Source organism: Halosaccharopolyspora lacisalsi, from assembly GCF_014137975.1.
GTDB classification, from domain to species: domain Bacteria; phylum Actinomycetota; class Actinomycetes; order Mycobacteriales; family Pseudonocardiaceae; genus Halosaccharopolyspora; species Halosaccharopolyspora lacisalsi.
On sequence record NZ_JACGWZ010000001.1, the window covers coordinates 959,482 to 982,959 of the forward strand.

19 protein-coding genes and 1 pseudogene are annotated in these 23,478 nt (G+C 70.3%); 11 read left to right on the forward strand and 9 right to left on the reverse strand.

What is annotated here, in order from left to right:
• Positions 1–82: 82 nt before the first annotated feature.
• Together tal and tkt are read right to left on the reverse strand one after the other, a co-directional pair.
• Complete coding sequence (gene tal / locus FHX42_RS04670; RefSeq protein ID WP_182542892.1) at positions 83–1,192, reverse strand: transaldolase; 1,110 nt, start codon at positions 1,190–1,192, stop codon at positions 83–85.
• Positions 1,193–1,206: 14 nt separating this feature from the next.
• On the reverse strand, positions 1,207–3,279 hold the full coding sequence (gene tkt / locus FHX42_RS04675; protein ID WP_182542893.1) for a transketolase: 2,073 nt from the start codon (positions 3,277–3,279) through the stop codon (positions 1,207–1,209).
• Positions 3,280–3,573: 294 nt separating this feature from the next.
• On the opposite strand from tkt, the gene FHX42_RS04680 reads away from it, so the two are divergent.
• Positions 3,574–4,506 (forward strand): heme o synthase, encoded by a 933-nt coding sequence (locus FHX42_RS04680; RefSeq protein WP_182542894.1) that lies wholly within the window; start codon positions 3,574–3,576, stop codon positions 4,504–4,506.
• A gap of 45 nt (positions 4,507–4,551) precedes the next feature.
• On the opposite strand, the gene FHX42_RS04685 is transcribed toward FHX42_RS04680, so the two are convergent.
• Entirely contained in the window at positions 4,552–5,547 is a 996-nt protein-coding gene (locus FHX42_RS04685; RefSeq protein ID WP_182542895.1) for a LacI family DNA-binding transcriptional regulator, read from the reverse strand.
• A gap of 271 nt (positions 5,548–5,818) precedes the next feature.
• Here FHX42_RS04685 and FHX42_RS04690 point away from each other — a divergent pair, with 271 nt between their 5' ends.
• Both FHX42_RS04690 and FHX42_RS04695 read left to right on the forward strand, forming a co-directional pair.
• Positions 5,819–7,339 carry a sugar ABC transporter ATP-binding protein gene (locus FHX42_RS04690; protein WP_182542896.1) on the forward strand — a complete coding sequence of 507 codons (1,521 nt, stop codon included), beginning with the start codon at positions 5,819–5,821 and terminating at the stop codon, positions 7,337–7,339.
• On the forward strand, positions 7,332–9,314 hold the full coding sequence (locus tag FHX42_RS04695) for an ABC transporter permease/substrate-binding protein (RefSeq protein ID WP_182542897.1): 1,983 nt from the start codon (positions 7,332–7,334) through the stop codon (positions 9,312–9,314). Before FHX42_RS04690 ends, FHX42_RS04695 begins: the two co-directional genes overlap by 8 nt.
• 128 nt (positions 9,315–9,442) lie before the next feature.
• Here the strand turns inward: FHX42_RS04695 and FHX42_RS04700 are convergent, their stop codons facing one another.
• On the reverse strand, positions 9,443–10,411 hold the full coding sequence (locus FHX42_RS04700) for a quinone oxidoreductase family protein (protein ID WP_182543513.1): 969 nt from the start codon (positions 10,409–10,411) through the stop codon (positions 9,443–9,445).
• 140 nt (positions 10,412–10,551) lie between these two features.
• Here FHX42_RS04700 and FHX42_RS04705 point away from each other — a divergent pair, with 140 nt between their 5' ends.
• The 4 genes from FHX42_RS04705 (at position 10,552) to FHX42_RS04720 (ending at position 13,551) form a co-directional block, all read left to right on the forward strand.
• Positions 10,552–10,869, forward strand: a complete 318-nt coding sequence (locus tag FHX42_RS04705) for a hypothetical protein (RefSeq protein WP_182542898.1) — start codon at positions 10,552–10,554, stop codon at positions 10,867–10,869.
• Positions 10,866–11,738 carry an ATP-grasp domain-containing protein gene (locus tag FHX42_RS04710; protein ID WP_182542899.1) on the forward strand — a complete coding sequence of 291 codons (873 nt, stop codon included), beginning with the start codon at positions 10,866–10,868 and terminating at the stop codon, positions 11,736–11,738. The genes FHX42_RS04705 and FHX42_RS04710 overlap by 4 nt, the downstream gene beginning before the upstream one ends.
• A gap of 95 nt (positions 11,739–11,833) precedes the next feature.
• Positions 11,834–12,352 carry a GbsR/MarR family transcriptional regulator gene (locus tag FHX42_RS04715; RefSeq protein ID WP_328795901.1) on the forward strand — a complete coding sequence of 173 codons (519 nt, stop codon included), beginning with the start codon at positions 11,834–11,836 and terminating at the stop codon, positions 12,350–12,352.
• A 221-nt stretch (positions 12,353–12,573) separates the two neighbouring features.
• The gene (locus tag FHX42_RS04720) at positions 12,574–13,551 is read left to right on the forward strand and encodes an RNA-guided endonuclease InsQ/TnpB family protein (RefSeq protein ID WP_182542900.1); all 978 of its coding nucleotides are present in this window, start codon (positions 12,574–12,576) and stop codon (positions 13,549–13,551) included.
• 44 nt (positions 13,552–13,595) lie between these two features.
• Here the strand turns inward: FHX42_RS04720 and FHX42_RS04725 are convergent, their stop codons facing one another.
• The 4 genes from FHX42_RS04725 to FHX42_RS04740 all read right to left on the reverse strand — a co-directional run bounded on the left by FHX42_RS04725 (position 13,596) and on the right by FHX42_RS04740 (position 17,449).
• Positions 13,596–14,510, reverse strand: a complete 915-nt coding sequence (locus FHX42_RS04725; RefSeq protein WP_182543515.1) for a COX15/CtaA family protein — start codon at positions 14,508–14,510, stop codon at positions 13,596–13,598.
• Between the two features lie 275 nt (positions 14,511–14,785).
• Positions 14,786–15,658: an SCO6745 family protein gene (locus FHX42_RS04730; RefSeq protein ID WP_182542901.1), complete on the reverse strand. Its 873-nt coding sequence runs from the start codon at positions 15,656–15,658 to the stop codon at positions 14,786–14,788.
• 40 nt (positions 15,659–15,698) lie between these two features.
• Complete coding sequence (locus FHX42_RS04735) at positions 15,699–16,415, reverse strand: ABC transporter permease (RefSeq protein WP_182543516.1); 717 nt, start codon at positions 16,413–16,415, stop codon at positions 15,699–15,701.
• A gap of 92 nt (positions 16,416–16,507) precedes the next feature.
• On the reverse strand, positions 16,508–17,449 hold the full coding sequence (locus FHX42_RS04740) for an ABC transporter ATP-binding protein (RefSeq protein WP_182542902.1): 942 nt from the start codon (positions 17,447–17,449) through the stop codon (positions 16,508–16,510).
• Positions 17,450–17,579: 130 nt separating this feature from the next.
• On the opposite strand from FHX42_RS04740, the pseudogene FHX42_RS27605 reads away from it, so the two are divergent.
• Positions 17,580–17,765 (forward strand): annotated as a pseudogene (locus tag FHX42_RS27605) (helix-turn-helix domain-containing protein); the annotation flags it as partial.
• Positions 17,766–18,274: 509 nt separating this feature from the next.
• Here FHX42_RS27605 and mptB read toward each other — a convergent pair.
• On the reverse strand, positions 18,275–19,900 hold the full coding sequence (mptB, locus tag FHX42_RS04750) for a polyprenol phosphomannose-dependent alpha 1,6 mannosyltransferase MptB (protein ID WP_328795902.1): 1,626 nt from the start codon (positions 19,898–19,900) through the stop codon (positions 18,275–18,277).
• 84 nt (positions 19,901–19,984) lie between these two features.
• On the opposite strand from mptB, the gene FHX42_RS04755 reads away from it, so the two are divergent.
• From FHX42_RS04755 to sufD, 3 genes are read left to right on the forward strand one after another with little or no spacing between them, the layout of a single operon-like run.
• The gene (locus FHX42_RS04755; RefSeq protein WP_407926197.1) at positions 19,985–20,797 is read left to right on the forward strand and encodes a helix-turn-helix transcriptional regulator; all 813 of its coding nucleotides are present in this window, start codon (positions 19,985–19,987) and stop codon (positions 20,795–20,797) included.
• Entirely contained in the window at positions 20,794–22,257 is a 1,464-nt protein-coding gene (gene sufB, locus FHX42_RS04760) for a Fe-S cluster assembly protein SufB (RefSeq protein WP_182542904.1), read from the forward strand. Before FHX42_RS04755 ends, sufB begins: the two co-directional genes overlap by 4 nt.
• Complete coding sequence (gene sufD / locus FHX42_RS04765) at positions 22,257–23,447, forward strand: Fe-S cluster assembly protein SufD (RefSeq protein ID WP_182542905.1); 1,191 nt, start codon at positions 22,257–22,259, stop codon at positions 23,445–23,447. Before sufB ends, sufD begins: the two co-directional genes overlap by 1 nt.
• Positions 23,448–23,478: the final 31 nt, after the last annotated feature.

Sequence of the window (23,478 nt, forward strand, 5' to 3'; positions counted from 1 at the left end):
TCCTCACTCGATGGTCAACGCATCGTCAGCGCGAGGGTGCGTGACCCGGACCCGGGCCACGCACCCTCGCCGGCGGGCGGCGTTACTGCTTTGCCTGCTCCAGCTGCTCGCTCACGCTGTCGAGCAGCTCGTTCCAGGACTTCTCGAACTTCTCCACGCCCTCGCGCTCCAGCACGGCGTAGACGTCGTCGAGGTCCACGCCCAGCGCCGACAGCGAGTCGAAGACGTCCTGCGAGGAGGCCGCCTTGCCGCTGACCGCGTCACCCCGCACGTCGGCGTGGTCGGCCGCGGCGTGGAGCGTGGCCTCCGGCATGGTGTTGACCGTGTCCGGGGCCACCAGCTCGTCGACGTAGCGGGTGTCGGAGTAGGTCGGGTCCTTCACGCCGGTGGAGGCCCACAGCGGACGCTGCACCCTGGCACCCTGCTGCTTGAGCGCCTGGAAGCGCTCACCGGAGAAGACCTCCTCGTAGGCGGCGTAGGCCAGCCGGGCGTTGGCGATGGCCGCCTTGCCGCGCAGCTGCTCACCGCCGGCGAGCTTCTCCAGCCGCTTGTCGACCTCGGCGTCGACGCGGGAGACGAAGAACGAGGCCACCGAGGCGATGCGGCTCAGGTCGTGGCCGTTGGCCTTGGCCTGCTCCAGACCGCTCAGGTACGCGTCCATGACCTCCCGGTGGCGCTGGACCGAGAAGATCAGCGTGACGTTGACGCTGACGCCCTCGGCCAGCACGCGGGTGATGGCCGGCAGCCCCGCGGCGGTGGCCGGGATCTTGACGAACATGTTCGGCCGGTCCACGGCCTTGGCCAGGTCCAGCGCCTCGGCCACCGTGCGCTCGGTGTCGTGGGCCAGCCGCGGGTCGACCTCCAGCGAGATCCGCCCGTCCAGCCCGTCGGTGCGCCGGTGCACCTCCCGGAACAGGTCGGCGGCGTCGCGGATGTCGGTCGTGGTGATCTCCCGGACGGCCTGGTCCACGCTCGCGCCGCGCGCGGCGAGCTGGCGAACCTGCTCGTCGTAGTCGGCGGCGTCGGCCAACGCCTTGGCGAAGATCGTCGGGTTGCTGGTCACGCCCGCCAGCTCGTAGTTGTTGATCAGCTCGGTGAGGTTGCCGGAGTTGATCCGCTGCCGTGACAGGTCGTCGAGCCAGATGGCCACGCCTGCCTGGCTCAGGGCCTTGAGGTTGTTGTTCCCAGTCACTTCGAACCTCTCGCTTACGCGTTGTTACCTGCGTTGTGGGCGCTCCGCCGCGCCGCGTCGGCCACGGCCTCCGCGGTGAAGCCGAACTCGGTGAACAGGGTCTTGTAGTCGGCCGAGGCACCGAAGTGCTCCAGCGACACGACCTCGCCGGCGTCACCGACGAAGCGGTGCCACGACTGGGCGACCCCGGCCTCGACGGCGACCCTGGCCCGCACCGAGGAGGGCAGCACCTGCTCGCGGTAGTCCGCCTCCTGCGCGTCGAACCACTCCACGCACGGCATCGACACCACACGAGTGGCAACGCCCTCGGCCTCGAGAATCTTCCTGGCCTCGACGGCCAGCTGCACCTCGGAGCCGGTGCCGATGAGCACCACCTCGGGGGTACCCGAAGATGCCTCGGCAAGCACATAGCCACCGCGGGCCACGCCCGTGGTGCTGGTGCCCTCCAGCGTCGGCACGCCCTGGCGGGTCAGCGCCAGTCCCGCCGGGCCGGTGGGGTTCTCCAGCACGGCCTTCCACGCGGCGGAGGTCTCGTTGGCGTCCGCGGGGCGCACCACCGACAGGCCCGGGATGGCGCGCAGCGAGGACAGCTGCTCCACCGGCTGGTGCGTGGGACCGTCCTCGCCCAGACCGATCGAGTCGTGCGTCCAGACGTAGACGGTCGGGGCCTTCATCAGCGCTGCCAGCCGCACGGCGGGGCGCATGTAGTCGCTGAAGATGAGGAAGGTGCCGCCGTAGGGGCGGGTGCCACCGTGCAGCGCGATGCCGTTGAGGATCGAGCCCATGGCGTGCTCGCGAACACCGAAGTGCAGCGTGCGGCCGTAGGGCTGGGCGGAGAACATGTCGGTGGAGATCTCCTCCGGTCCGAACGAGTCCGCGCCCTTCATCGTGGTGTTGTTGCTCTCGGCCAGGTCCGAGGACCCGCCCCACAGCTCGGGCAGCACGTCGGCCAGCGAGGCCAGCACCTCGGCGGAGGCCTTGCGGGTCGCGATGCCCTTGGGGTCGGCCTCCCAGCTCGGCAGCTTCTCCGTCCAGCCCTCCGGCAGCTCGCGGCTGCGCATCCGGTCCAGCAGCGCCTTGCGCTGCGGGTTCTCGGTGGCCCACTGGTCGAACTCGATCTGCCACTTCTCGTGGGCGGCCTTGCCCCGCTCGACGACCGTGCGGGCGTGGGCCAGCACCTCGTCGTCGACCTGGAAGGACTTCTCCGGGTCGAAGGCGAGGGCCTTCTTGACCTCGGCGACCTCGTCGCCGCCCAGGGCCGCGCCGTGGGCCTTGCCGCTGTTCATCTTGCTCGGCGCCGGGTACCCGATGACCGTGCGCAGCACGACCAGGGTGGGGCGGTCCGTCTCGGAGCGGGCGGCCTCCAGCGCCTCCATCAGGCCCTGGACGTCCTCGCCGCCGTCGACGGTGACCACGTACCAGCCGTAGGCCTCGTAGCGCTTGGCGGTGTCCTCCGACAGCGCGATGTGGGTGTCGTCCTCGATGGAGATCTCGTTGGCGTCGTAGACCACCGTGAGGTTGCCCAGCTGCTGGGTCCCGGCCAGCGAGGACGCCTCCGAGGTCACGCCCTCCTCGATGTCGCCGTCCGAGGCGATCACGTAGATCTGGTGGTCGAAGACGCTCCGGCCCGGCTCGGCCTCCGGGTCCAGCAGGCCGCGCTCGCGGCGGGCGGCCATGGCCATGCCGACCCCGTTGGCCAGCCCCTGACCCAGCGGGCCGGTCGTGGTCTCGACACCCGGGGTGTGCCAGTACTCGGGGTGGCCCGGCGTGCGGGAGTCCCAGGTGCGCAGTTGCTGGATGTCGGACAGCTCCAGCCCGTAGCCGGACAGGAACAGCTGAAGGTACAGCGTCAGGCTCGAGTGGCCCGCCGACAGTACGAAACGGTCCCGCCCGATCCAGCCCGCGTCGGTGGGATCGTGGCGCATCACACGCTGGAACAGCGCGTAGGCTGCCGGGGCCAGGCTCATCGCCGTCCCGGGGTGGCCGCTCCCGCATTTCTCGACGGCGTCGGCGGCCAGCACCCGGACGGTGTCCACGGCGCGCTGATCCAGCTCGGTCCAGTCGGCGGGAAGTCGCTTGGTTGTCAAGCGGGCAAGATCTTGTGTGACGGACACGCCAAGCAGCTCCAGTTTTCTCGGCGCGGTGAATCCGGTCTTACTTGACCGATTCGCTCCGCTGTTCTCCCTCGTCCAACGTGCAGCGTAAACCCGATGTCTCGCGGCGTCGGCCACCCGTCCTCGGATCACCACCCGAGCGCGTGCGCTTCAGGTAGCGCGGCTACTATTCGAGACGGTCCCGCTGGCCTCGCGCGGGGACGTTCCGTCACTGACAAGGAGTTCCATGATCGCCGGTGAGCCCGTGCCGTCGGTGCGTGCGACGTCATGACCACGGCCGCCGACCCAGCGAGGGGATTCACCCGCAAACCTGTTGACCTGCTGAAAGCCTACGTCGGCCTGACCAAGCCGCGGGTCGTCGAGCTGCTGCTGGTGACCACCATTCCGGCGATGATGCTGGCGGTGCGGGGCATCCCGGCGCCGTGGGTCGTCCTGGCGACCCTCATCGGCGGGACGATGGCGGCCGGCAGCGCGAACGCGCTCAACTGCGTGGTCGACGCCGACATCGATCAAGTGATGAAACGCACGCGGGCGCGCCCGCTCGTGCGGCACACCGTGTCGAACCGGCATGCCTTCGTGTTCGGCACGTCGCTGGGGCTGGGCTCCTTCGCCTGGCTGTGGGCCACCACCAACCTGCTGGCCGCGGTCCTGGCGCTGGCCACGATCCTGTTCTACGTCCTCGTCTACACCCTGGTGCTCAAGCGCCGCACGGCCCAGAACATCGTCTGGGGCGGTGCCGCCGGGTGCATGCCCGTGGTGATCGGTTGGGCCGGGGCGACGGGCAGCGTGGAGTGGCCCGCGATCGTGATGTTCGGCGTCATCTTCTTCTGGACGCCGCCGCACACCTGGGCGTTGGCCGTGAAGTACAAGGACGACTACGAGCGCGCCGGGGTGCCCATGCTGCCCGCCGTGGCTCGCCCCGCCCACGTGTCGCGGCAGATCGTGGCCTTCAGCTGGCTGATGGTGCTGTGGACGCTGCTGCTGGTTCCGGCGACCGGCTGGCTGTACGCGGCGTTCGCGGCGGCCTCGGGGGCGTGGTTCCTGGTGCTGGCCCACCGCCTGCACTCGGCCACCCGGCGCGGGGTCAAGGCCAGGCCCATGCGGCTGTTCCACATGTCCAACACGTACCTGATGATCGTGTTCGTGGCCCTGGCCGTGGACTCCGCCCTGGGGCTGCCGGTCCTCGGCCTGCCCTGGTGACGAGGGTTCGCGAGGGCGTGCTCGGCTACGTGGCCGTAGGGCTGCTCAGCGCTTCGTCGAGCCGCGAACGAGCAGGTCCGGGGCGACGGCGATCCGCTGGGGAGGGCGCTGCTCGCCCTCCATCACCGAGGTGAGCAACCGGACGGCTTCGGCGGCCAGCCGTTCCTGCGGTTGGCGAACCGTCGTCAGGGCCGGTCGCGACAGTTCGGCGTACGGGATGTCGTCGAAGCCGGTGACCATGACCTCCTCGGGAACGCGCACTCCGCGCTCGATCAACGCCGCCAGCACTCCCAGCGCGATCGTGTCGTTTCCGCACACGACCGCGTCGGGCAACCCCTCGGAGTCCATGAGCTTTTCCGCCGCCTGCCGGCCCCACTCCTTGCTGAAGTCTCCGAGCAGGACGGGGCCGGAGTGGTGGGCATGACGGGCCGCCGCCCGTTCGTAGCCGTCCAGGCGTGCCTGCGCCGAGGAGTCGCTGGGGTGCGAACCGACGAAGGCGAGGCTGTGCGCCCCGAGCGCGGCGAGGTGGTCGACGACCTGGAACACGCCCGCCTCGTTGTCCACGCCGACCCAGTCGCCGTGGAACCCGTCGACGCGGAGGTCGAGCTGGGTGACCGGTACCCGCTCGGCGGCGTTGCCGATGGTCTCCGTGCTGTGGTGCTGGTGACAGGGCACGGCCACGAGCGCGTCGACGCGGCGGTCGAGCAGGCTCCGGACCTGCTGCCGCTCCACCTCCGGGTCGTAGTGCGAACCCGCGAGCAGCAGGCTGCGCCGCCCGTCCTGCAACCGGCCCTCGACGGCCTCGACCAGCGTGGCGAAGAACGGGTTGGAGATGCGGGGAACGATCATGCCGATGGTGTGGGTGACGCGGCTGCGCAGCGCGGCGGCCACGGCGTTGGGCTCGTAGTCCAGCTCCCTGGCCGCGGCCAGCACCCGGTCGCGGTTCTCCGCCCGGACTCCGCGCTGGCCGGACAGGGCCCGCGAGGCGGTCGCCACCGACACGCCCGCCCGGACGGCCACCTCGTGTATCCGAACGCCCACACCCTCTCCCGCCTCGCCGGACCCCGCGTCGGCGGAAAAGCGCCGGCAATCGGTTTCCGCTTCCGAAGAACGGTAGCTCCCGTTCGGCCTGCGCGCAAAATACGGCGTCAGGGCGACTCAGGGTCACGAGTGCTCCGACCTTGACAGCGGATCGTCGCCCGTACAGGGTGTCCGCTACGGAAATCGGTTTCACTTTTGTGGTCGTGGCGATCCACCGACCGCAGGGGGCCGACCGGAAAGCGGCAGGTGGCCACCGGAGGGGCGGAGCGCGGTGACGGCGACGAACGGGCAGCCGGGTCATTTCGAGCTCAGCGGTGTCTCGAAGGCCTTTCCCGGCGTGCGTGCGCTGGAGTCCGTCGACTTCGACGTCCGAGCGGGCGAGGTCCACGTCCTGCTCGGCGAGAACGGTGCGGGCAAGAGCACGCTGATCAAAATCATGGGTGGTGTCCACCGGCCGGACGACGGCAGCGTCCGGGTCGACGGCGCGCCGGTGCGGTTCGGCGGTCCCTCCGACGCCGAGCGCCTCGGCGTCTCGACCATCCACCAGGAGATGGCGCTGGTGCCCGGGCTCTCGGTCGCCGAGAACATCCACCTCGGGCGCCCGCCCCGCCGGTTCGGCCTGATCGACCGCGCGCGCATGCGCGCCGACGCGGCGGAGCTGGTCGAGCGCACCGGGCTGGACCTCGACGTCGACGCGACGGTCGGCGAGCTGGGGGTGGCCCAGCGGCAGCGGGTGGAGATCGCCAAGGCGCTCAGCGTCGACACCCGATTCCTGATCATGGACGAGCCCACCGCCGTGCTCAGCCGCTCCGAGGTCACCACGCTGTTCGGGATCGTCGCGGACCTGACCCGCCGCGGTGTCGGTGTCGTGTTCATCTCGCACCTGCTGGGCGAGGTCGCCGAGGTGGGCGACCGCGTGACCGTGCTCCGCGACGGCGCGAAGGTCGGCGAGCTCGCCGCCGACGCCGACACCGAGGAGCTGGTCCGGCTGATGGTCGGCCGCCCGCTCGAACAGCAGTACCCGGCACGCGACGCCGACATCGGCGAGCAGCGGTTGGAGGTGCGCGGGCTGAGCCGGTCCGGCGCGCTCGACGACGTCACCTTCACCGCCCGCGCCGGAGAGGTCGTCGGCGTCGGCGGCCTGGTGGGCGCCGGGCGCACGGAACTCGTCCGGGCGATCTTCGGCGCCGACCGCTACGACGGCGGCGGGGTGTGGCTGGACGGTGCACGAGTCCCACCGGGCGACGTCGCGGCGGCCCGGGCGAGCGGTCTGGCACTGGTCCCGGAGGACCGGGCCGGGCAGGGACTCGTGCTGGGTGCCTCGGTCGAGGAGAACCTGGGGCTGGCCACGTTGAGCGACCGGACTCGCGCGGGCCTGGTCGATCTCGCCGACCAGCGCGCCAGCGCCGAGCGGACGGTGCGGTCGCTGCGGATCCGGGTCGACGACCTCGCCCGCCCGGCGCTGACCCTCTCCGGCGGCAACCAGCAGAAGATCGTGATCGGCAAGTGGCTGCTCACCCGCCCCAAGGTGCTCATCCTCGACGAGCCCACGCGCGGCATCGACGTCGGTGCCAAGGCCGAGATCTACGAGCTGATCAACGAACTGACCGCCGGCGGCACGACCGTGATCGTGGTCTCCAGCGACCTGCCCGAGCTGCTCGGCGTCAGCGACCGCGTGCTGGTCATGGCCGACGGCAGGCTGCGCGGTGAGTTGAGCCGCGCGGAGGCGACGCAGGAGGACGTGATGGCGCTGGCCGTCGCCCACGGGAACGGAGCGGACGACGATGCCTGAGGACGACGCCGGGCAGGACGTGGCCGAGCGGGACCGCGGCGTCTCGTCGAGGAAGCAGGCCCGCTGGGTCTCCGCGCTGCGGGACAACAGTGGTCCGCTCGGCGGGCTGCTGGTGCTGGTCCTGGCGCTGTCGCTGCTGTCCCCGGACTTCCTGAGCGCCAACAACCTGATCAACGTGGGTGTGCAGGCCTCGGTCGTGGCCGTGCTGGCCTTCGGCCTGACCTTCGTGATCGTCAGTGGCGGCATCGACCTCTCGGTCGGCAGCGTGGCCGGTCTGGCCGGGATCGTGACCGGTTGGTCGGCGACCGCGGCCGGGATGCCGCTGTGGCTGGCGGTGCTCGTCGGTCTCGGGTCCGGCGTCGTGGCCGGTCTGGTCAACGGGGTGCTGATCACCGCGGGCCGGGTGCCGCCGTTCATCGCCACGCTGGCGATGCTCAGCGCCGCTCGCGGGATGGCTCTGGTCATCGCCGACGGGCGGCCGATCGCGGTGTCGGGCTGGCTGGGTTCGCTGGGCAGTGGTGAGCTCCTCGGGGTCCTGCCCTACCCGTTGCTGGTCATGATCGCCGTCGGCCTGCTCGGCGCTCTGGTGCTGCGGCGCACCTACGCGGGCCGGGCGATGTACGCGATCGGCGGCAACGCCGAGGCCGCGCGCCTGTCCGGGATCAAGGTGACCCGCCAGCGGCTGCTCGTCTACGCCGCCTCCGGGCTGCTGGCCGCCGTGGCCGGGATCCTGCTGGCCGCGCGGCTGGCCTCGGCCCAGCCCGACGCGGGCACCGGCTACGAACTCGACGCGATCGCAGCCGTGGTCATCGGCGGTGCGAGCCTCGCGGGTGGCGCGGGTTCGGCCCTCGGCACCTTCCTGGGCGCGCTCGTGCTCGCCGTGCTGCGCAACGGGCTGAACCTGCTGGGCGTCTCGGCGTTCTGGCAGCAGGTCGCCATCGGCGCGGTCATCGCGGCAGCGGTGCTGTTCGACACGCTGCGGCGGCGTCGAAGCTCGGGCCGGTCGCGCCCGGCGCTGCTGCGCACGCCCGCGCTTCGCCGCGCCACGGCGGTGGTGACCGTGCTCGTGGTCGTCGCGGGCGGATGGGCGATCCACGAACGCCGCCAGTCGGCGATGCAGGACGAGCGGCTGCAGGTCGCGCTGTCGCTGTCGACCCTGGACAACCCGTTCTTCGTCGACGTCCGGGCCGGTGCGCGGCAGGAGGCCGAACGTCTGGGCGTGCGATTGGAGGTCACCGACGCGGGAGAGGACGCCTCCCGGCAGGCCAACGCGGTGCAGAACGCGGTCTCGCAGAACGCCGACGTCCTCGTCGTCAACCCGGTGAGCTCGGACGCCGTCGTACCCGCGATCACCTCGGCCAACTCGGCCGGGATTCCGGTGATCGCGATGGACCGCGCCCCCAGCGGCGGCCGGGTCGTGACCACCGTGGCCTCGGACAACGTCCTGGGCGGCAGGCTCGCGGCGCGGAAACTGGCCGAGCTGGTCGGATCCGGACCCGTCGCAGTCCTGGAGGGCAAGCCGGGCACCTCGGCCGCCCGGGAGCGGGCCAGGGGCTTCGAGACCGAGATCGGCGAGCACCCGTCCGTCCGGGTCGTGGCCTCGCAGCCCGCCGACTTCGACCGGGTGGAGGCGCTCGACGTCACGCAGAACATCCTGCAGGCCCACCCCGAGATCCAGGGCGTGTTCGCCGCCAACGACGAGATGGCGCTCGGAGCGATCAAGGCGCTGGGCGGCAGGGCGGGCAACGCCGTGGACGTCGTCGGCTTCGACGGCACTCCCGAGGGGCTGGACGCCGTGAAGACCGGGGCCATGAGCGCCGACATCGCCCAGCGGCCGAAGGAGCTCGGCAGGGTCGCCCTCCGCAAGGCCGTCACGGCCGCGCGGTCCGAGGGCACCGCCACCCACGGTCCCACCGAGATCCCGGTCAAGGTGATCACCGAGAAGAACGTGGAAGCCTTCCTGCGGCAGAAGTAGCACCGACCCAGTGGTACCGGAGCAGGGGGCGGTGGCACCGGAGCAGCAGTACCGACGTCCCCTGTTCGGGGGTTACCCGGTTTCGCGCGAAACCGGGAAAGACCACGGGCGTACCCCGGCGCCCGTGGTTACGGCACCAGCAGCAGCTTGCCCGTGGTGCGGCGGGCTTCCAGGTCCTCGTGGGCGCGTGCCGCCTCGGCCAGGGGATAGGTACCGCCGACGCGGATGGTCAGATCACCACCGGACACGGCCTGGAAGATCTCGCCGGCGCGCCAGTCCAGCTCCTGGCGCGTGAGCATGTGGTGGCCCAGGCTCGGGCGGGTCAGAAACACCGAGCCGGCGGAGTTCAGGCGCTGCGGATCCAGCGGCGGGACCGGGCCGCTGGCGGCGCCGAACAGCGCCAGCGTGCCGCGCGGGCGCAGGCTGGCAAGGCTCGCGTCGAAGGTGTCCCTGCCCACTCCGTCGTAGGCGACGTCCACGCCGCGCCCGTCGGTGAGGTCGCGGATCTCGTTGGCCACGTCGTCCTCGGTGTAGTGGATGATCTCGTCGGCACCCGCCTCGCGGGCCAGCTGCTCCTTCTCGCTGGTGGACACGGTGCCGATCACGTTGCCGCCACGGGCCTTGACCAGCTGGGTCAACAACAGCCCCATTCCGCCGGCGGCCGCGTGCACCAGCGCCGTGTCACCCGTGCGCACCGGATAGGTCGAGGTGACCAGGTAGTGGGCGGTCATGCCCTGCAACGGCGCCGCCGCGGCCGTGTTGTCGTCGATGGCGTCCGGCACCCGCACGGCCTTGTCGACGGGGACGACGGCGCGCTGGGCGTAGCTGCCCGGCGCCATCGCCCACGCGATCCGATCGCCGGGGGAGAAGTCGGTGACCTCGCTGCCGACCTCGGCCACCGTGCCCGCGCCCTCGGAACCGGGGACGAAGGGCAGCGACACCGGGTAGACCCCGCTGCGCTGGTAGGTGTCGATGAAGTTCACCCCGCAGGCGGCGACGTCGACCAGCACCTCGCGCACACCGGGCAGGGGGTCGTCGACCTCGGCTTCCTCGAGCACCTTCGGCCCGCCGTTGTTCATTACCCGGATCGCGCGCATTCCTACCTCCGTGCTCGTCGGTGTCTCGGCGACTGACAACATCATCTGCCCTTCCGCACCGCGCGTCCAACCGGCGGGTCGAGAGGTCTGTGCCACAAGGAGTGAGATGCGCCGCTGTCCGCCCCTTAGGATCGGACGGTATGACGAGTGCCGAGAAGTCCGAGGAAGCGGCGACCCCACCACCACGCGAGGCCGTGGGCCGAGCGGCCGGGTTCGTCGGTGAGCACGGCGGGTCGGCGCGGGCCGTGGTGGAGAACCTGGGCCGGGCGGGCGCGCGCATCGTGCTGATCGGTCAGGACGGGGCTTTCGGCGACATGATGGTCTCCGACGTGGCCACCGGCCGTTCGGTCGTCGACGCCGTGGACAACCTCACCGACAGCGCGTGGGACAACGAGACCACCTCGGCGCTGCGGATCGATCCCGAGCACCGGCGTCGCATGGGCCGGACGCGGGGATGAGGCCCGAAGTACTGCTCGCCACGTGCTCGGAGCTGCCCAGCTCGAACGAGGACGACAGCCCGTTGCCCGCGGCCCTCGCCGAGCTCGGTGTCCGGGCGTCCTGGGTGGCCTGGGACGATCCCGCCGTGGACTTCGGTCGGGCCGACCTGGTCGTGCTGCGCAGCACCTGGGACTACCCGAATAGGCGCGCGGAGTTCCTGCGGTGGTGCGAGTCCGTGCCCGCGCTGGCCAACCCGGCCGGAGTCGTGCGGTGGAACACCGACAAGTCCTACCTGGTGGAACTGGCCGACCTCGGTGTCGGAGTCGTGCGGACCCACCTGGTCGAGCCCGGTGGGGAGGTCGAGTGGCCCGCGGGCGAGTTCGTGGTGAAACCGTCGGTGGGGGCCGGTTCGCGCGACGCCGCCCGCTTCGATTCCACCACGCCCGCCGACGCCGAAGCCCACCTGAAGTGGCTGCACTCCCGGGACAGGACGGCGGTGGTGCAGCCATACCAGCGCGCGGTCGATCGGGAGGGTGAGACCGCGCTGGTCTTCCTCTGCGGCGTGTACTCGCACGGCTTCGTCAAGGGCCCCATGCTGCGGTCGTCGACGGACGAGTCGGGGCTGTTCGTCAGCGAGGGGCTCAGCCCCAGCCACCCCGCCGCGGAACTGCGCAGGGCCGCCGAGGACGTGCTGGACACGACGTGCAAGCTGCTCGACCTGTCCCGTTCCGAGCTGCTCTACGCGCGCGTGGACCTGGTGCGGGGTGAGGGCGGCGAGCCCCTGCTGCTGGAGCTGGAGCTGTCCGAACCCTCGCTGGGCTTCCGGCAGACCGGCCCGGACGCGCGGCTGCGCTTCGCCTCCGCGGTGCGGGCGCACCTGAACCGCTGAGCTTTGTTCGCGACACGTCCGGCGACGGGCTGGCTTCGTGCTTTGCCGTCAACTATGTTTTCAGTGTTGACCAAAGTCGATCACGAGGAGACGTGGTGCCCGAAACCAACCCGTTCCAGCCGGCTCAGGACGAGTACGCGCAGCGTACCGACCGTCCCGCGATGTCGGAGTGGATCGAGCAGATGGCGGCGCACTTCGAGGCCACCGAGGGGATGCCGCTGATCGCGGGCCGCATCCTGGCTTTCCTGCTCATCTGCGACCCGCCGGAGCGCACGGCCGCCGAGCTCTCGCACGGGCTCAGCGCCAGCACCGGTTCGATCAGCACCAACGTGCGGCTGCTGCTGCGCATGGGAGTGATCTCCAAGACCACTCGCCAGGGCAGGGAGGCGGCGCTGTACCGGGTCGAGGAGGACCGCTGGCCGGAGATGGTTCGCCAGCGCATGGAGCGGGTGACCCAGCTCAGGGAGCTCACCGAGTCGGGGCTTCGGATGTTCAGCGGCCAGGGGGAGCGGGCTCGTCGCCTGCGCACCGTGCACGAGTTCTACAAGTGGCTGGCCGGTGAGATGCCCGAGCTGTGGCGCAAGTGGGAACGCGAGGGCCGCCCGCGCCGCTGACCAGGATTCGATCGTCGCAAGCCCGGGGGTTCACGCCGGGGGTGGGCGGTCCTTGCTTTCCCGGCTCGCGCAGCTGGCTGTCAGGAGGGGCGACGTTGGTTTTCGACGTACTGTCGGATTACTGACAACGGAGACCGCCGCAGGACACGGCGAAGTACGACGGTGACCACAGATGATTCCGACGCCGCGTGGCGGGCAGGCGAGGAGCTGTCGAAACCGACGTGCAACGCCGCGTCATCACCGAAGGTGAACGCACCGAAGCGCGCGAGTGGTTGTCCGAGGTGGCCAGCGCGCCACTGGTGCAGTCCGTGCAGGACGCGCACCGGGCGTGGCAGAATTTCTTCGACTCGTGCACCGGCAAGCTGTACATCGCGAAGGTGGGCGAAGTGCGGGTGCGCTGGTCCCGCGACCTGCCCAGCACGCCCACCTCGGTCACCGTCATCCGCGAACCGGACGGGCGCTACTACGCTAGCTTCGTCGTCGAACGCGACCCGCGGCCGCTATCGGGAACCGAGCACGAGACCGGCGTGGACCTGGGAATCAGCCGGTTGGCGACCTGCGCCGACACAGACGGCAACCGGTCGGATGCGGCAAACCCGAAACACTTACAGCGCCAGCAGCGCAAGTTGCGCCGGGTGCAGCGGGAGAAATCCCGCGGACGGGAAGGAAGCGCAAACCGCGACAAGTCGCGCCGCGAGGAAGCCGTACAGCACGGCAAGGTAGCCCGAGCCCGGCGGGAATACCACCACAAACAGGCCCTCAAGCTGGTGCGCGAGAACCAAGTGGTCCACGTCGAGGACCTGAATGTGGCCGGGATGGTGCGCAACCGCAAACTCGCCCGAGCGATCTCCGATGCCGGGTGGGGTCGGTTCGTGCGCATCATCGAGGAAAAGGCCGCCTACCACGGGCGGGCGGTGCACACCGTCAACCGGTGGTTGCCCAGCTCGAAAACGTGCTCGGCCTGCCACTACCTGATGGATGCCATGCCGCTACGGGTGCGGGACCGGACGTGTCCCGGTTGCGGCGCACAGCACGAGCGGGACTTCAACGCAGCCACCATCATTCTCGCCGCAGGGCGTGCGGAGAGGGTAAACGCTCGTGGAGCCCGCGTAAGTCCACCCTCATTCGAGGGGGTGTTGGGTGAGGAAGCAGGAAGCAGCGGGAAACCGCGGGGAAGTACCACCCGGAACGCGGCATAGCCGCGTGGGAATCCCACCACTCACAGCGGGGAGCACGTCAAGTCTCACCCGACCTCGGCGGTCTCGTGGGATCGTGCTGCGGTGTCGCGCCGTGGGGTCGGGCCGCGGAAGCGGGCCTCGCCCCACAGCAGCGCGGTGGTGATGACCACCAGTGTCGCGCCCAGGACGTGGAAGATCACCATCGCTTCCGGGACACCGAGGGCGTACTGGGCGGAACCGAGGACCCCCTGGGCGAGCACGAGAACGCAGGCCGCACCGTAGGAGCGCAGCAGCGCCTTGGTCGGCCGCGTGTTGCGCAGCCACACGCCGAAGATCGCCAGCAGGCACAGGTAGGCCATCACCAGCAGTCCGTGGGCCTGAACGAGGTTCGGGATCGGTAGCGCCAGTCGGGGCGTCTGGGCGTCACCGGCATGCGGACCGGCCGCGGTGACGAGGGTGCCCGCGACGAGCATCGCGGCGGTGACGGCGATCAGGGCGACCAGCAGCCGCCGCATTCGCGCCGGGACGACCGGCCGAGCGGGTTCGTCGCCCTCACCGGCGGCCTTGACCAGGCAGGTGGCGAACCAGATCAGCACCGCCGAGGCCAGGAAGTGGATCGACACGCTCCACCAGCTCAGGTCGACCAGCACGGTGATCCCGCCGAGCACGGCCTGCACCGCCACGCCGATCGGCATGATCAGGGCCAGCCGCACCAGGCGGCTCCGGTAGGGGCGCATCCGCCAGGCCGCGAACAGGCAGGCCAGGGCGACGAGGCCGACGACGCTGGTCAGCAGCCGGTTGCCGAACTCGATGATCTGGTGCAGCGTGGAGACCTCGGGGTGCGAGACCGGGACCATGCTGCCCGGGAAGCAGCGCGGCCACGTCGGGCAGCCCAGTCCGGAGCCGGTCACCCGGACCACCGAACCGGTCACGGAGATCAGGACCTGGGTCACCAGTACCGCCAGCGCGAGCGCGCGCATCAGGGCGGTGGAGGGGCGGGACACGCGGCTGAGCAACGGCGGTGCGGACACGGGTCGATGGTAGGCGCACTACCGATCCGGCCTTGCCGGGGGAGTCGGCGTGTGGGGTCGTGACGATTTCCCGAAAATCGCGAGCCCTCCGGTCGGGGACGCAGCGCCGGCTGACTACCTCAAGCCGGCGAGGGCGAGCTCGTCCCCGCCTGACCGAGACCTCCCCGAAGGGTGAACGCGTCGTCGTGGCCGTCACACCGCCACGACGACGCGTTCACCGTGGCTCACTCCGCGCGGCGGGGGGAGCCGGCGGCGAAGAACTCGGAGGGGAAGGCCCCGGCCTTCACCGCCTGCTTGCTCAGCACGCGCCCCTGCTGGGTCAGGCGCTCGAACTTGTCCTGGCCGAGGTGTCGCCAGGGAGCCATGGCGAGCTCGTCGGTCTCGGTCTCGATCTCCTCCAGCAGGGTGGCGCTCCGCTCGGTGGGCGTTCCCGAGTCGTCGAGCAGTCCGCGCTCGCGCAGCTCGTCCTCGGCCGTCGCCCACTGCTCGTCCGACCAGCCACGGCTCTGCTTGGCGAACGAGGGAACGAAGCCCTTGCCGGTGGCGGTGTTGAGCACCAGCGCCTGCAAGCCGCTCAGGCCGGCCCGCTGCAGCGCGATGATGTGCCCGTCGCCCCGGAACTCGCGCAGCATGCTCTGGGCGTGCCACAGCACCAGGTGCGGTTCCTCGGGCCACTCCAGGTCGGCGTGGGCGGCGTACAGCGGACGGCCCTGCGGGAAGCAGCCCTCGCTGGCCTCGCGGGCGAGCTGAGCCACCTCGATCATCTCCGCCGAGGACAGGGCCTGCTCGCCCAGCAGCCGCTTCAGTGCCTCGTCGGCGGCGCTGAAGCGGGCCGCCACGACCTTCTCCGGGGCGGCCAGGGACCAGGCGCGGGGGATCTGGGCGGCGACGGCGTCGGGGTTGTAGTTGTAGAAGGTGGCCGCGACGGTGCCGGGGCCGACCGCCCCCATGGGAGCCGCCCGACCGGCGAAGTAGCACATGTGGCCCGGCTCCAGGCCGAGCTCACCGAAACGCCGTGCGGTCTCGGGAGCGAAGTAGATCATCGCGTGCAGCGGCTCCAGGGTTTTCAGACCCTGGCGTGCGATCTCGGAGTGCATGGCAGCATCCTACTTATTGGTAACGAGTTGTGAACCAAGCTCAGGTCAGGCGCGTGGTGCGGCCGGCCACCAGACCGGTCACCGCGCCCCAGGCCACCAGCACGAGCACCGGTCGCAATCCCGGCAGGGCACCGTGGGCGAGCGTGGCGTCCAGCGACTCGGCCAGCGCACCTGAGGGCAGGAAGTGGGCCAGCGCGCCCACCGCACCGGGCAGGTCCTGCGGCGGCAGGGCGAGTCCTCCCGCCAGCAGGAGCACGAACCAGACCGCGTTGGCCACGGCCAGCACGATCTCGGCGCGCAACGTGCCACCGACCAGCACCCCCGCCGCACCGAAGGCCAGGGTGCCGAGCACGAACAGCGGTACCGCCGCCAGCAGGCCCTCCACCGCGGGGCTCCACCCCATCAGCAGTCCCGTGATGCCGAGGACCACGACCTGCAGCGCCACGACGACCAGGGTCGCCAGCACCCGCCCGCCGATCAGCACCCACCGCGGCAGCGCGGTCGCCGACAGTCGTTTGATCACGCCGTAGCGGCGGTCGAAGCCGAGCGCGATGGCCTGGCCGGTGAAGGCCGTGGACATCACGGCCAGCGCCAGCACGCGGGGCACGACGGAGTCCACCCGCGGCTCGGTCACGGCGCCGATGTGCAGGGTGCTCAGCCCGATGAGCAGGGCCAGCGGGATGATCAGGTTCAGCAGGACCTGCTCGCCGTGGCGCAGCGTGAGCTTGGCCTCCAGCACCGTGTGCGCGGCGAGCATGCGCAGCGGGTGCGCCCGGCCGGGCGCGGGGCGGAAGGTGCCGCCGGGGAAGGTGTGCCCTCGCGTGCCGGTGACGTCCGTCGAGTCGGTGCTCACGAGCGAAGCTCCCGTCCGGTCAGATCGAGGAACACGTCTTCCAGGCTGCGTCGGTCGACCCGCAGCTCGTGGGCGAGTACGTCCTGGCGGGCGCACCACGCGGTGACCGTCGAGACCGTCTGGGGATCGATCTCGCCGTGGATCACGTACTCACCGGCGCGTATCTCGCTGGCCGTGCAGTCTTCCGGAAGCGCGGTCAGCAGCAGGTCCAGGTCGAGCGCGGGCTGGGAGCGGAACCGCAGTTCCTGGCGTCCGTCGTGCGGGGCCGTGAGCTCGGCGGCGGTGCCCTCGGCCACCGCTCGGCCGTGATCGACGATGACGACGCGGTCGGCGAGCGTCTCGGCCTCGTCCATCAGGTGCGTGGTCAGCAGCACGCTCACGCCGTCGGCGCGCAGCGCCGCGATCAGTTCCCAGACCAGACGCCGGGCCTGCGGGTCCATCCCGGCGGTGGGTTCGTCGAGGAAGACCAGCTCCGGGCGTCCGACCAGGGCGCAGGCCAGGGAAAGTCGCTGCTGCTGGCCGCCGGAGAGGCGCTTGTACGGGGTGCGTCCGGCGGCGGTGAGGCCGAGGGTATCCAGCAGCCACGCCGGGTCCAGCGGGTGGGCGCTGCAGGAGGCGATCAGTTCCAGCATCTCGGCGGCGCGCGCACCGGGGTAGGCCCCGCCGCCCTGCGGCATGACGCCGATCCGGGGGCGCAGCCGCTCGCCGTGGGTCACCGGGTCCACGCCCAGCACCCGGACCTCGCCGCTGTCGGGCCGCAGGAAGCCCTCGCAGGTCTCGACCGTGGTGGTTTTCCCCGCGCCGTTGGGCCCGAGCAGCGCGAGGACGTGACCGCGTTCCATCCGCAGGTCGAGGTTCGCCACGGCCACCGTGTCGCCGAAGCGCTTGTTCAGCCCGCGCACGTCCAGGGCGGGGCTGTCGTCGGCATCCGGGCTCACGACTTCCAAGCCTATGACGTGACCCGGGATACACCTCTGCGGGGCGGCGACTCCTCGTGAATCGTTGGAGCGCTTCCCCTCGGGGCGTTCTTTTCCCGAGGAGTCGAACTGAGGTTCACCCTTCGGGATGATGACAGCGTTGTGCTGGGGTGGGCATGATCGGGTCGTGGACGAACAGGTACGTGTCGCCGAGGAGCCTGGGCAGGAGGGTTCTGCTCGGGCCACGGTGGTGCGGGCGTATCGGTTCGCCCTCGATCCCACCGGCGGGCAGGCTGCTGCGCTGGCTTCCCATTGTGGTGCGGTGCGGTTCGCCTACGACTGGGGGCTTGGCTCGGGTGATGGTCGTGATGGATCAGCGCGTCGCGGGACGCACTTACGGGGTGGTGCGTATCCGCGAGTCGCCCCGCGAACTGGCGCGGCACGGGCAGCGCGGTACGGCTCGGGTCCGGTCGGCGACGGTGTCGTTTCGCCGTGGCGGTGGCGGGTGTCGTTGTCCGTCGAGATCGAGCGTTCCGAATCCACATCCGCCGACCGTGGCGGCGCGGTCGGTGTCGATCTCGGGGTGACGTCGCTGGTGGTGCTGTCGACCGGGGAGGTCATCGTCCACCCCGTCACCTGCGATCACTGCGGCTGCCGCGCTGATCCCGACCTCAACGCGGCCCGCGACCTCGCGGGCCTCGCGGAGTCCACGGCGAGTTGCGTCGGGACGGAAAACGAGCCCGCCGGAAACCCCCGTGAGACCAGCCCCGCTGGTACCGGGTACCGCCACGGGAAGACCCCACTCACCACCGGGCCGGGGTCAACGCCGCGTAGCAATACGACGGCTCAGGAACGTTTCGACACGTTGCTGAACGGCGGAAGGAGTTGCGGGACCTTACCGCGAACGAACAGCAGTGTGATCAGGAACGCGAGGACGGCTGCGATCACGGCGAACGGGATCATGTAGGCGCGCAGGGTGTAGGCCATGCCGGTGGGAGGCACGAGCAGCGCCACGGAGGCGCTGACGACGGTCGCGGTGATGCGGAACCGCTTGTCGTTGGTGGACAGCGCCAACGGCGGGATCGCCCACAGCAGGTACCAGGGGTGCAGCACGGGGCCGAGCAGCGCCACGGCGCCGAGGGCGACGCCCAGCCCGGCCAGCGGTTCGACGCGGCCCTTGAACGAGCTCCACAGCAGCCGCACGCACAGGACCACGCTGATCCCGTACCCGATGAGCTTGGTGAGGACGAGCATGGCGTCGGTGTGGTTGCCCAGACCCAGCATCATGCCGATGCCGCCGCCGGTCATGCCGAAGGCCGTCATGGGGGCCAGCCACGTCTTGATCCGGTTGGGCACGTCGAAGGTCTCGATCCAGCCCAGTCCCCATCCGCTGGCCACCGTGATCACGGTCATCGCGGCGAGGAAGATCACGACGAGCAGGGTCGCCACCTTGACGAGGTCGGAGAACCTGCCGCCCCGGCGCCTGGCGAGGTAGACGCCGAAGAAGCCCAGTGCGACGAAGGCGGGGGGCTTGATCGCTCCGGCCACCGTGATCACGATCGCCGCGGCCACGGCCCCCAGCAGGTTCCGCCAGCGCAGCCCCAGTTCTATCCCGGCCAGCATGATGCCCATGAGCAGGGCTTCGTTGTGCATCCCGCTGATCGCGTGGAACAGCACGATCGGGTTCGCCGCGGTCAGCCACAGGGCGCAGGTCGGGTGCACGCCGCAGCGGCGGGCCAGTCGGGGAATCGCCCAGATCGCCAGCACGAGCCCGGCCAGCATCACTATTCGCCACAGCAGTACGCCGAGCACGACGTTGTCGCCGACGACGGTGATGATGACGCGCCCCAGCATGAGGAACCCCGGCCCGTAGGGCGCGGGGGTGTCCCGCCAGATGTTGGGCACGTTGGCGGTCAGCGGGTGATCGACTCCCAGCGCGGCCGAGGGGCCGTACATGTAGGGATCGGTGCCCTGCGCGGCGATCGCGCTCTGGGCGAGGTAGGCGTACATGTCGCGGCTGAACAGCGGGGGAGCGACCGCCAGCGGCAGTGCCCACATGACCACCGTCCGGTCGAGCTGGGTGCGCGAGACCATGCGTCGTGCCCCGGGCACGGCGAACCGGCCCAGCCACAGCCAGCCGATCACGATCATGAGCATGCCCAGCCAGGCGCAGGCCATGGCCGTGGTGGGCATTCTGGCGGGCAACCCGATCAGCCGCAGCCCGGACAGCGGGTTGTCCACCGGTGCGGCTCCCGCACCGATCGCACCCACTCCCAGCAGCAGTGCCCCCGCAGTCCCGAAGCGCCGGACCACGTCGAGCTGTCGCCGCTCGCCGTGATCCAGTGATGCGGGTTGTTCCACCTCGGTCACGGTGCCGTCTGCGGCACCGTTGGGGCGTACGCCCATCCTGTCGTGACCGGGGGAGTGTTTCTCGTCGAGTCCGACGCCACCGGCCGCTCTACCTGCCGCCACGTCGCACAGCGTAGTGAAGTGAGTCAGGTCACCCTCCATCCCCGCGATGTGGCGCTACTGGACGAAATAGGTAACATTGGTGTTGTGAAAAAAGCCGGGACGTCTACGCCGGACGCGGTGCCCGACACGGGCACGGCGGGCCGCCATCCTGCCCAGCAGGGTGCGGCCGGTGACGGGCGGACCCGGCAACTGGTCGCCCGGTTGCTGCTGGAGCAGGGGCCGATCACCGCGGCGGCCGTGGCCGAGGAACTCGGCCTCAGTCCCGCGGCGGTGCGCAGGCACCTGGACGTACTGGTGGTCGAGGGGGAAGCATGGACCCGGGAGTCCTCGCGTCGCGGGCGCCGCGGCCGGGGACGTCCGGCCAAGCAGTTCCTGCTCACCGAGCAGGGCCGCGCCCGATTCGGTCACGCCTACGACGACCTGGCCGCTTCCGCCCTGCGGTTCCTGGCCGAGCAGTCCGGGCAAGAAGCGGTGCGTTCCTTCGCCGAGCGGCGGATGGCCGCCCTGGTGGCCCATCACCGCGAGGCGCTGGATTCCGGTCGGAACCCGGGCGAACGAGCCGAGGTTCTGGCCGACGCACTGACCCGGGAGGGCTACGCTGCCTCGACGCGAAGCGTCGGGGCCGGTGAGCAGCTCTGCCAGCACCACTGCCCGGTGGCCCACGTGGCCGCGGATTTTCCGCAGCTGTGCGAGGCCGAGACGGAGGCGTTCGCCGAAGTGCTCGGCACTCACGTGCAACGGCTGGCCACGATCGCCAACGGCGACGCGGCCTGCACGACGCACATCCCGCGACCGGGCGCACGAGACCGCTCGGAGACCGACCCGACTCCCGCTGGATCCGTTCCGACGGACCAGGGGGAGACCGACGAGATTCCTGATGGAAGGGAGTCCGTATGACTGCCGCTGCCGAGCAGCGCACACCCACCACGGTGCCGAACAGCTCTGAGTCGATGACCCAGGAAGAGACCCTGGCCACCCTGGGCAACTACGAGTACGGCTGGGCCGATCCGGATTTCGCGGGGGCCAACGCGCAGCGTGGTGTGGACGAGGACGTCGTCCGCGAGATTTCCCGGCAGAAGGACGAGCCGGAGTGGATGCTCGAGGCACGGCTGAAGGCGCTGCGGCTTTTCGACCGCAAGCCCACCCCGAACTGGGGTGCCGACCTCTCCGGTATCGACTTCGACAACATCAAGTACTTCGTGCGGTCGACCGAGAAACAGGCCCAGACCTGGGACGACCTGCCCGAGGACATCAAGACCACCTACGACAAGCTGGGGATCCCCGAGGCTGAGAAGCAGCGGATGGTCGCCGGTGTGGCAGCGCAGTACGAGTCCGAGGTCGTCTACCACCAGATCCGCGAGGACCTGGAGGCTCAGGGCGTCCAGTTCCTGGACACCGACACCGCCCTGCGCGAGCACCCGGAGATCTTCAAGGAGTACTTCGGTTCGGTCATCCCCGCCGGTGACAACAAGTTCTCCGCGCTCAACAGCGCGGTGTGGTCCGGTGGCTCGTTCATCTACGTGCCCAAGGGCGTGCACGTCGACATCCCGCTGCAGGCCTACTTCCGGATCAACACCGAGAACATGGGCCAGTTCGAGCGGACCCTGATCGTGGTCGACGAGGGTGCCTACGTGCACTACGTCGAGGGCTGCACGGCCCCGATCTACTCCAGCGACTCGCTGCACTCGGCGGTCGTGGAGATCGTGGTCAAGAAGAACGCCCGTTGCCGTTACACGACCATCCAGAACTGGTCGAACAACGTCTACAACCTGGTCACCAAGCGGGCCAAGGCCGAAGAGGGCGCCACCATGGAGTGGGTCGACGGCAACCTCGGCTCCAAGGTGACCATGAAGTACCCGTCGGTGTTCCTGATGGGCGAGCACTCCAAGGGCGAGGTGCTGTCGGTGGCCTTCGCCGGCGAGAACCAGCACCAGGACGCGGGCGCGAAGATGGAGCACATGGCTCCGCACACGTCCTCGTCGATCGTGTCCAAGTCGATCGCGCGTGGTGGTGGCCGCACCTCCTACCGCGGGCTGGTCAAGGTCGCGAAGCGGGCCAACAACTCCTCGTCCAACGTCAAGTGCGACGCGCTGCTGGTGGACAACATCAGCAAGTCCGACACGTACCCCTACGTGGACGTGCGTGTCGACGACGTGTCGATGGGCCACGAGGCCACCGTGTCCAAGGTCAGCGACGACCAGCTGTTCTACCTGATGCAGCGGGGCCTGACCGAGGACGAGGCCATGGCGATGGTGGTGCGCGGCTTCGTCGAGCCGATCGCCCGCGAGCTGCCGATGGAATACGCACTGGAACTCAACCGCCTGATCGAGCTGCAAATGGAAGGGGCCGTCGGCTGATGACGGAGTCGACTCTGGAAACCACCGGTCCGAGCGGCCTCGAGGAGCACTCCCACGGGGGAACCGAGGTTCCCCCGGCCTCCCGGGGGCACCGCTTCACCTCCTACGACGTGGAGGCTTTCGAGGTCCCCGGTGGTCGCGAGGAGGACTGGCGTTTCACGCCGATGAAGCGCCTGCACGGGCTGCACGACGGCTCCGCGGCGGCCACCGGCTCGCTCCAGGTGGAGGTCGGTGGTGACTCGGCGGCCCGCGTGGAGACCGTGGGCCGCGACGACCAGCGGCTGGGCACCGCCGGTGCCCCCGCCGACCGGATCGCCGCGCAGGCCTGGTGCTCGTTCACCGAGGCCACCGTGGTCACGGTCCCCAAGGACACCCAGCCCGCCGACGCGATCGTCGTCACGGTGCACGGACCCGGACGGGAGCGGACCGCCTACGGGCACATCCAGGTGCGGGCCGAGCCGCTGTCGGAGTCGGTGGTCGTGCTGGACTACCGCGGTTCCGGCGTGATCGGTGAGAACGTCGAGCTGATCGCCGAGGACTCGGCGCGGCTTTCCGTGATCACCATTCACGACTTCGAGAACGACGCCACCCAGGTCAGCTCCGAGCACGTGCACCTGGGCAAGGACGCGGTGTTCCGCCACTTCGCGGTCTCGCTCGGCGGGGACCTGGTGCGGGTCAACACCAAGGTCTCCTACGGCGACCGCGGTGGGGACGCCGACATGCTCGGGGTGTACTTCTCCGACAAGGGGCAGCACCTGGAGCACCGGCTGCTCATGGACCACTCCCAGCCGAACTGCCGCAGCAACGTCACCTACAAGGGTGCGCTGCAGGGCGACTCGGCCCGGTCGGTCTGGATCGGCGACGTGCTGATCCAAGCCGCGGCCGAGAACACGGAGACCTTCGAGCTCAACCGCAACCTGGTGCTGACCGAGGGCGCCCGCGCCGACTCGGTGCCCAACCTGGAGATCGAGACGGGCGAAATCGTCGGGGCCGGCCACGCCAGTGCGATCGGACGCTTCGACGACGAGCAGCTGTTCTACCTCCAGGCCAGGGGCATCCCCTACGACCAGGCCCGGCGGCTGGTCGTGCGCGGGTTCTTCGGCGAGATCCTGCAGAAGATCACCGTGGCTGAGATCCGCGAGCGGCTGGAGGCCGCGATCGACGAGGAACTGGCCGCGGCCGGGACGTGACCGGACGCGGCCGGAGCGCCGGGCGTTTCGG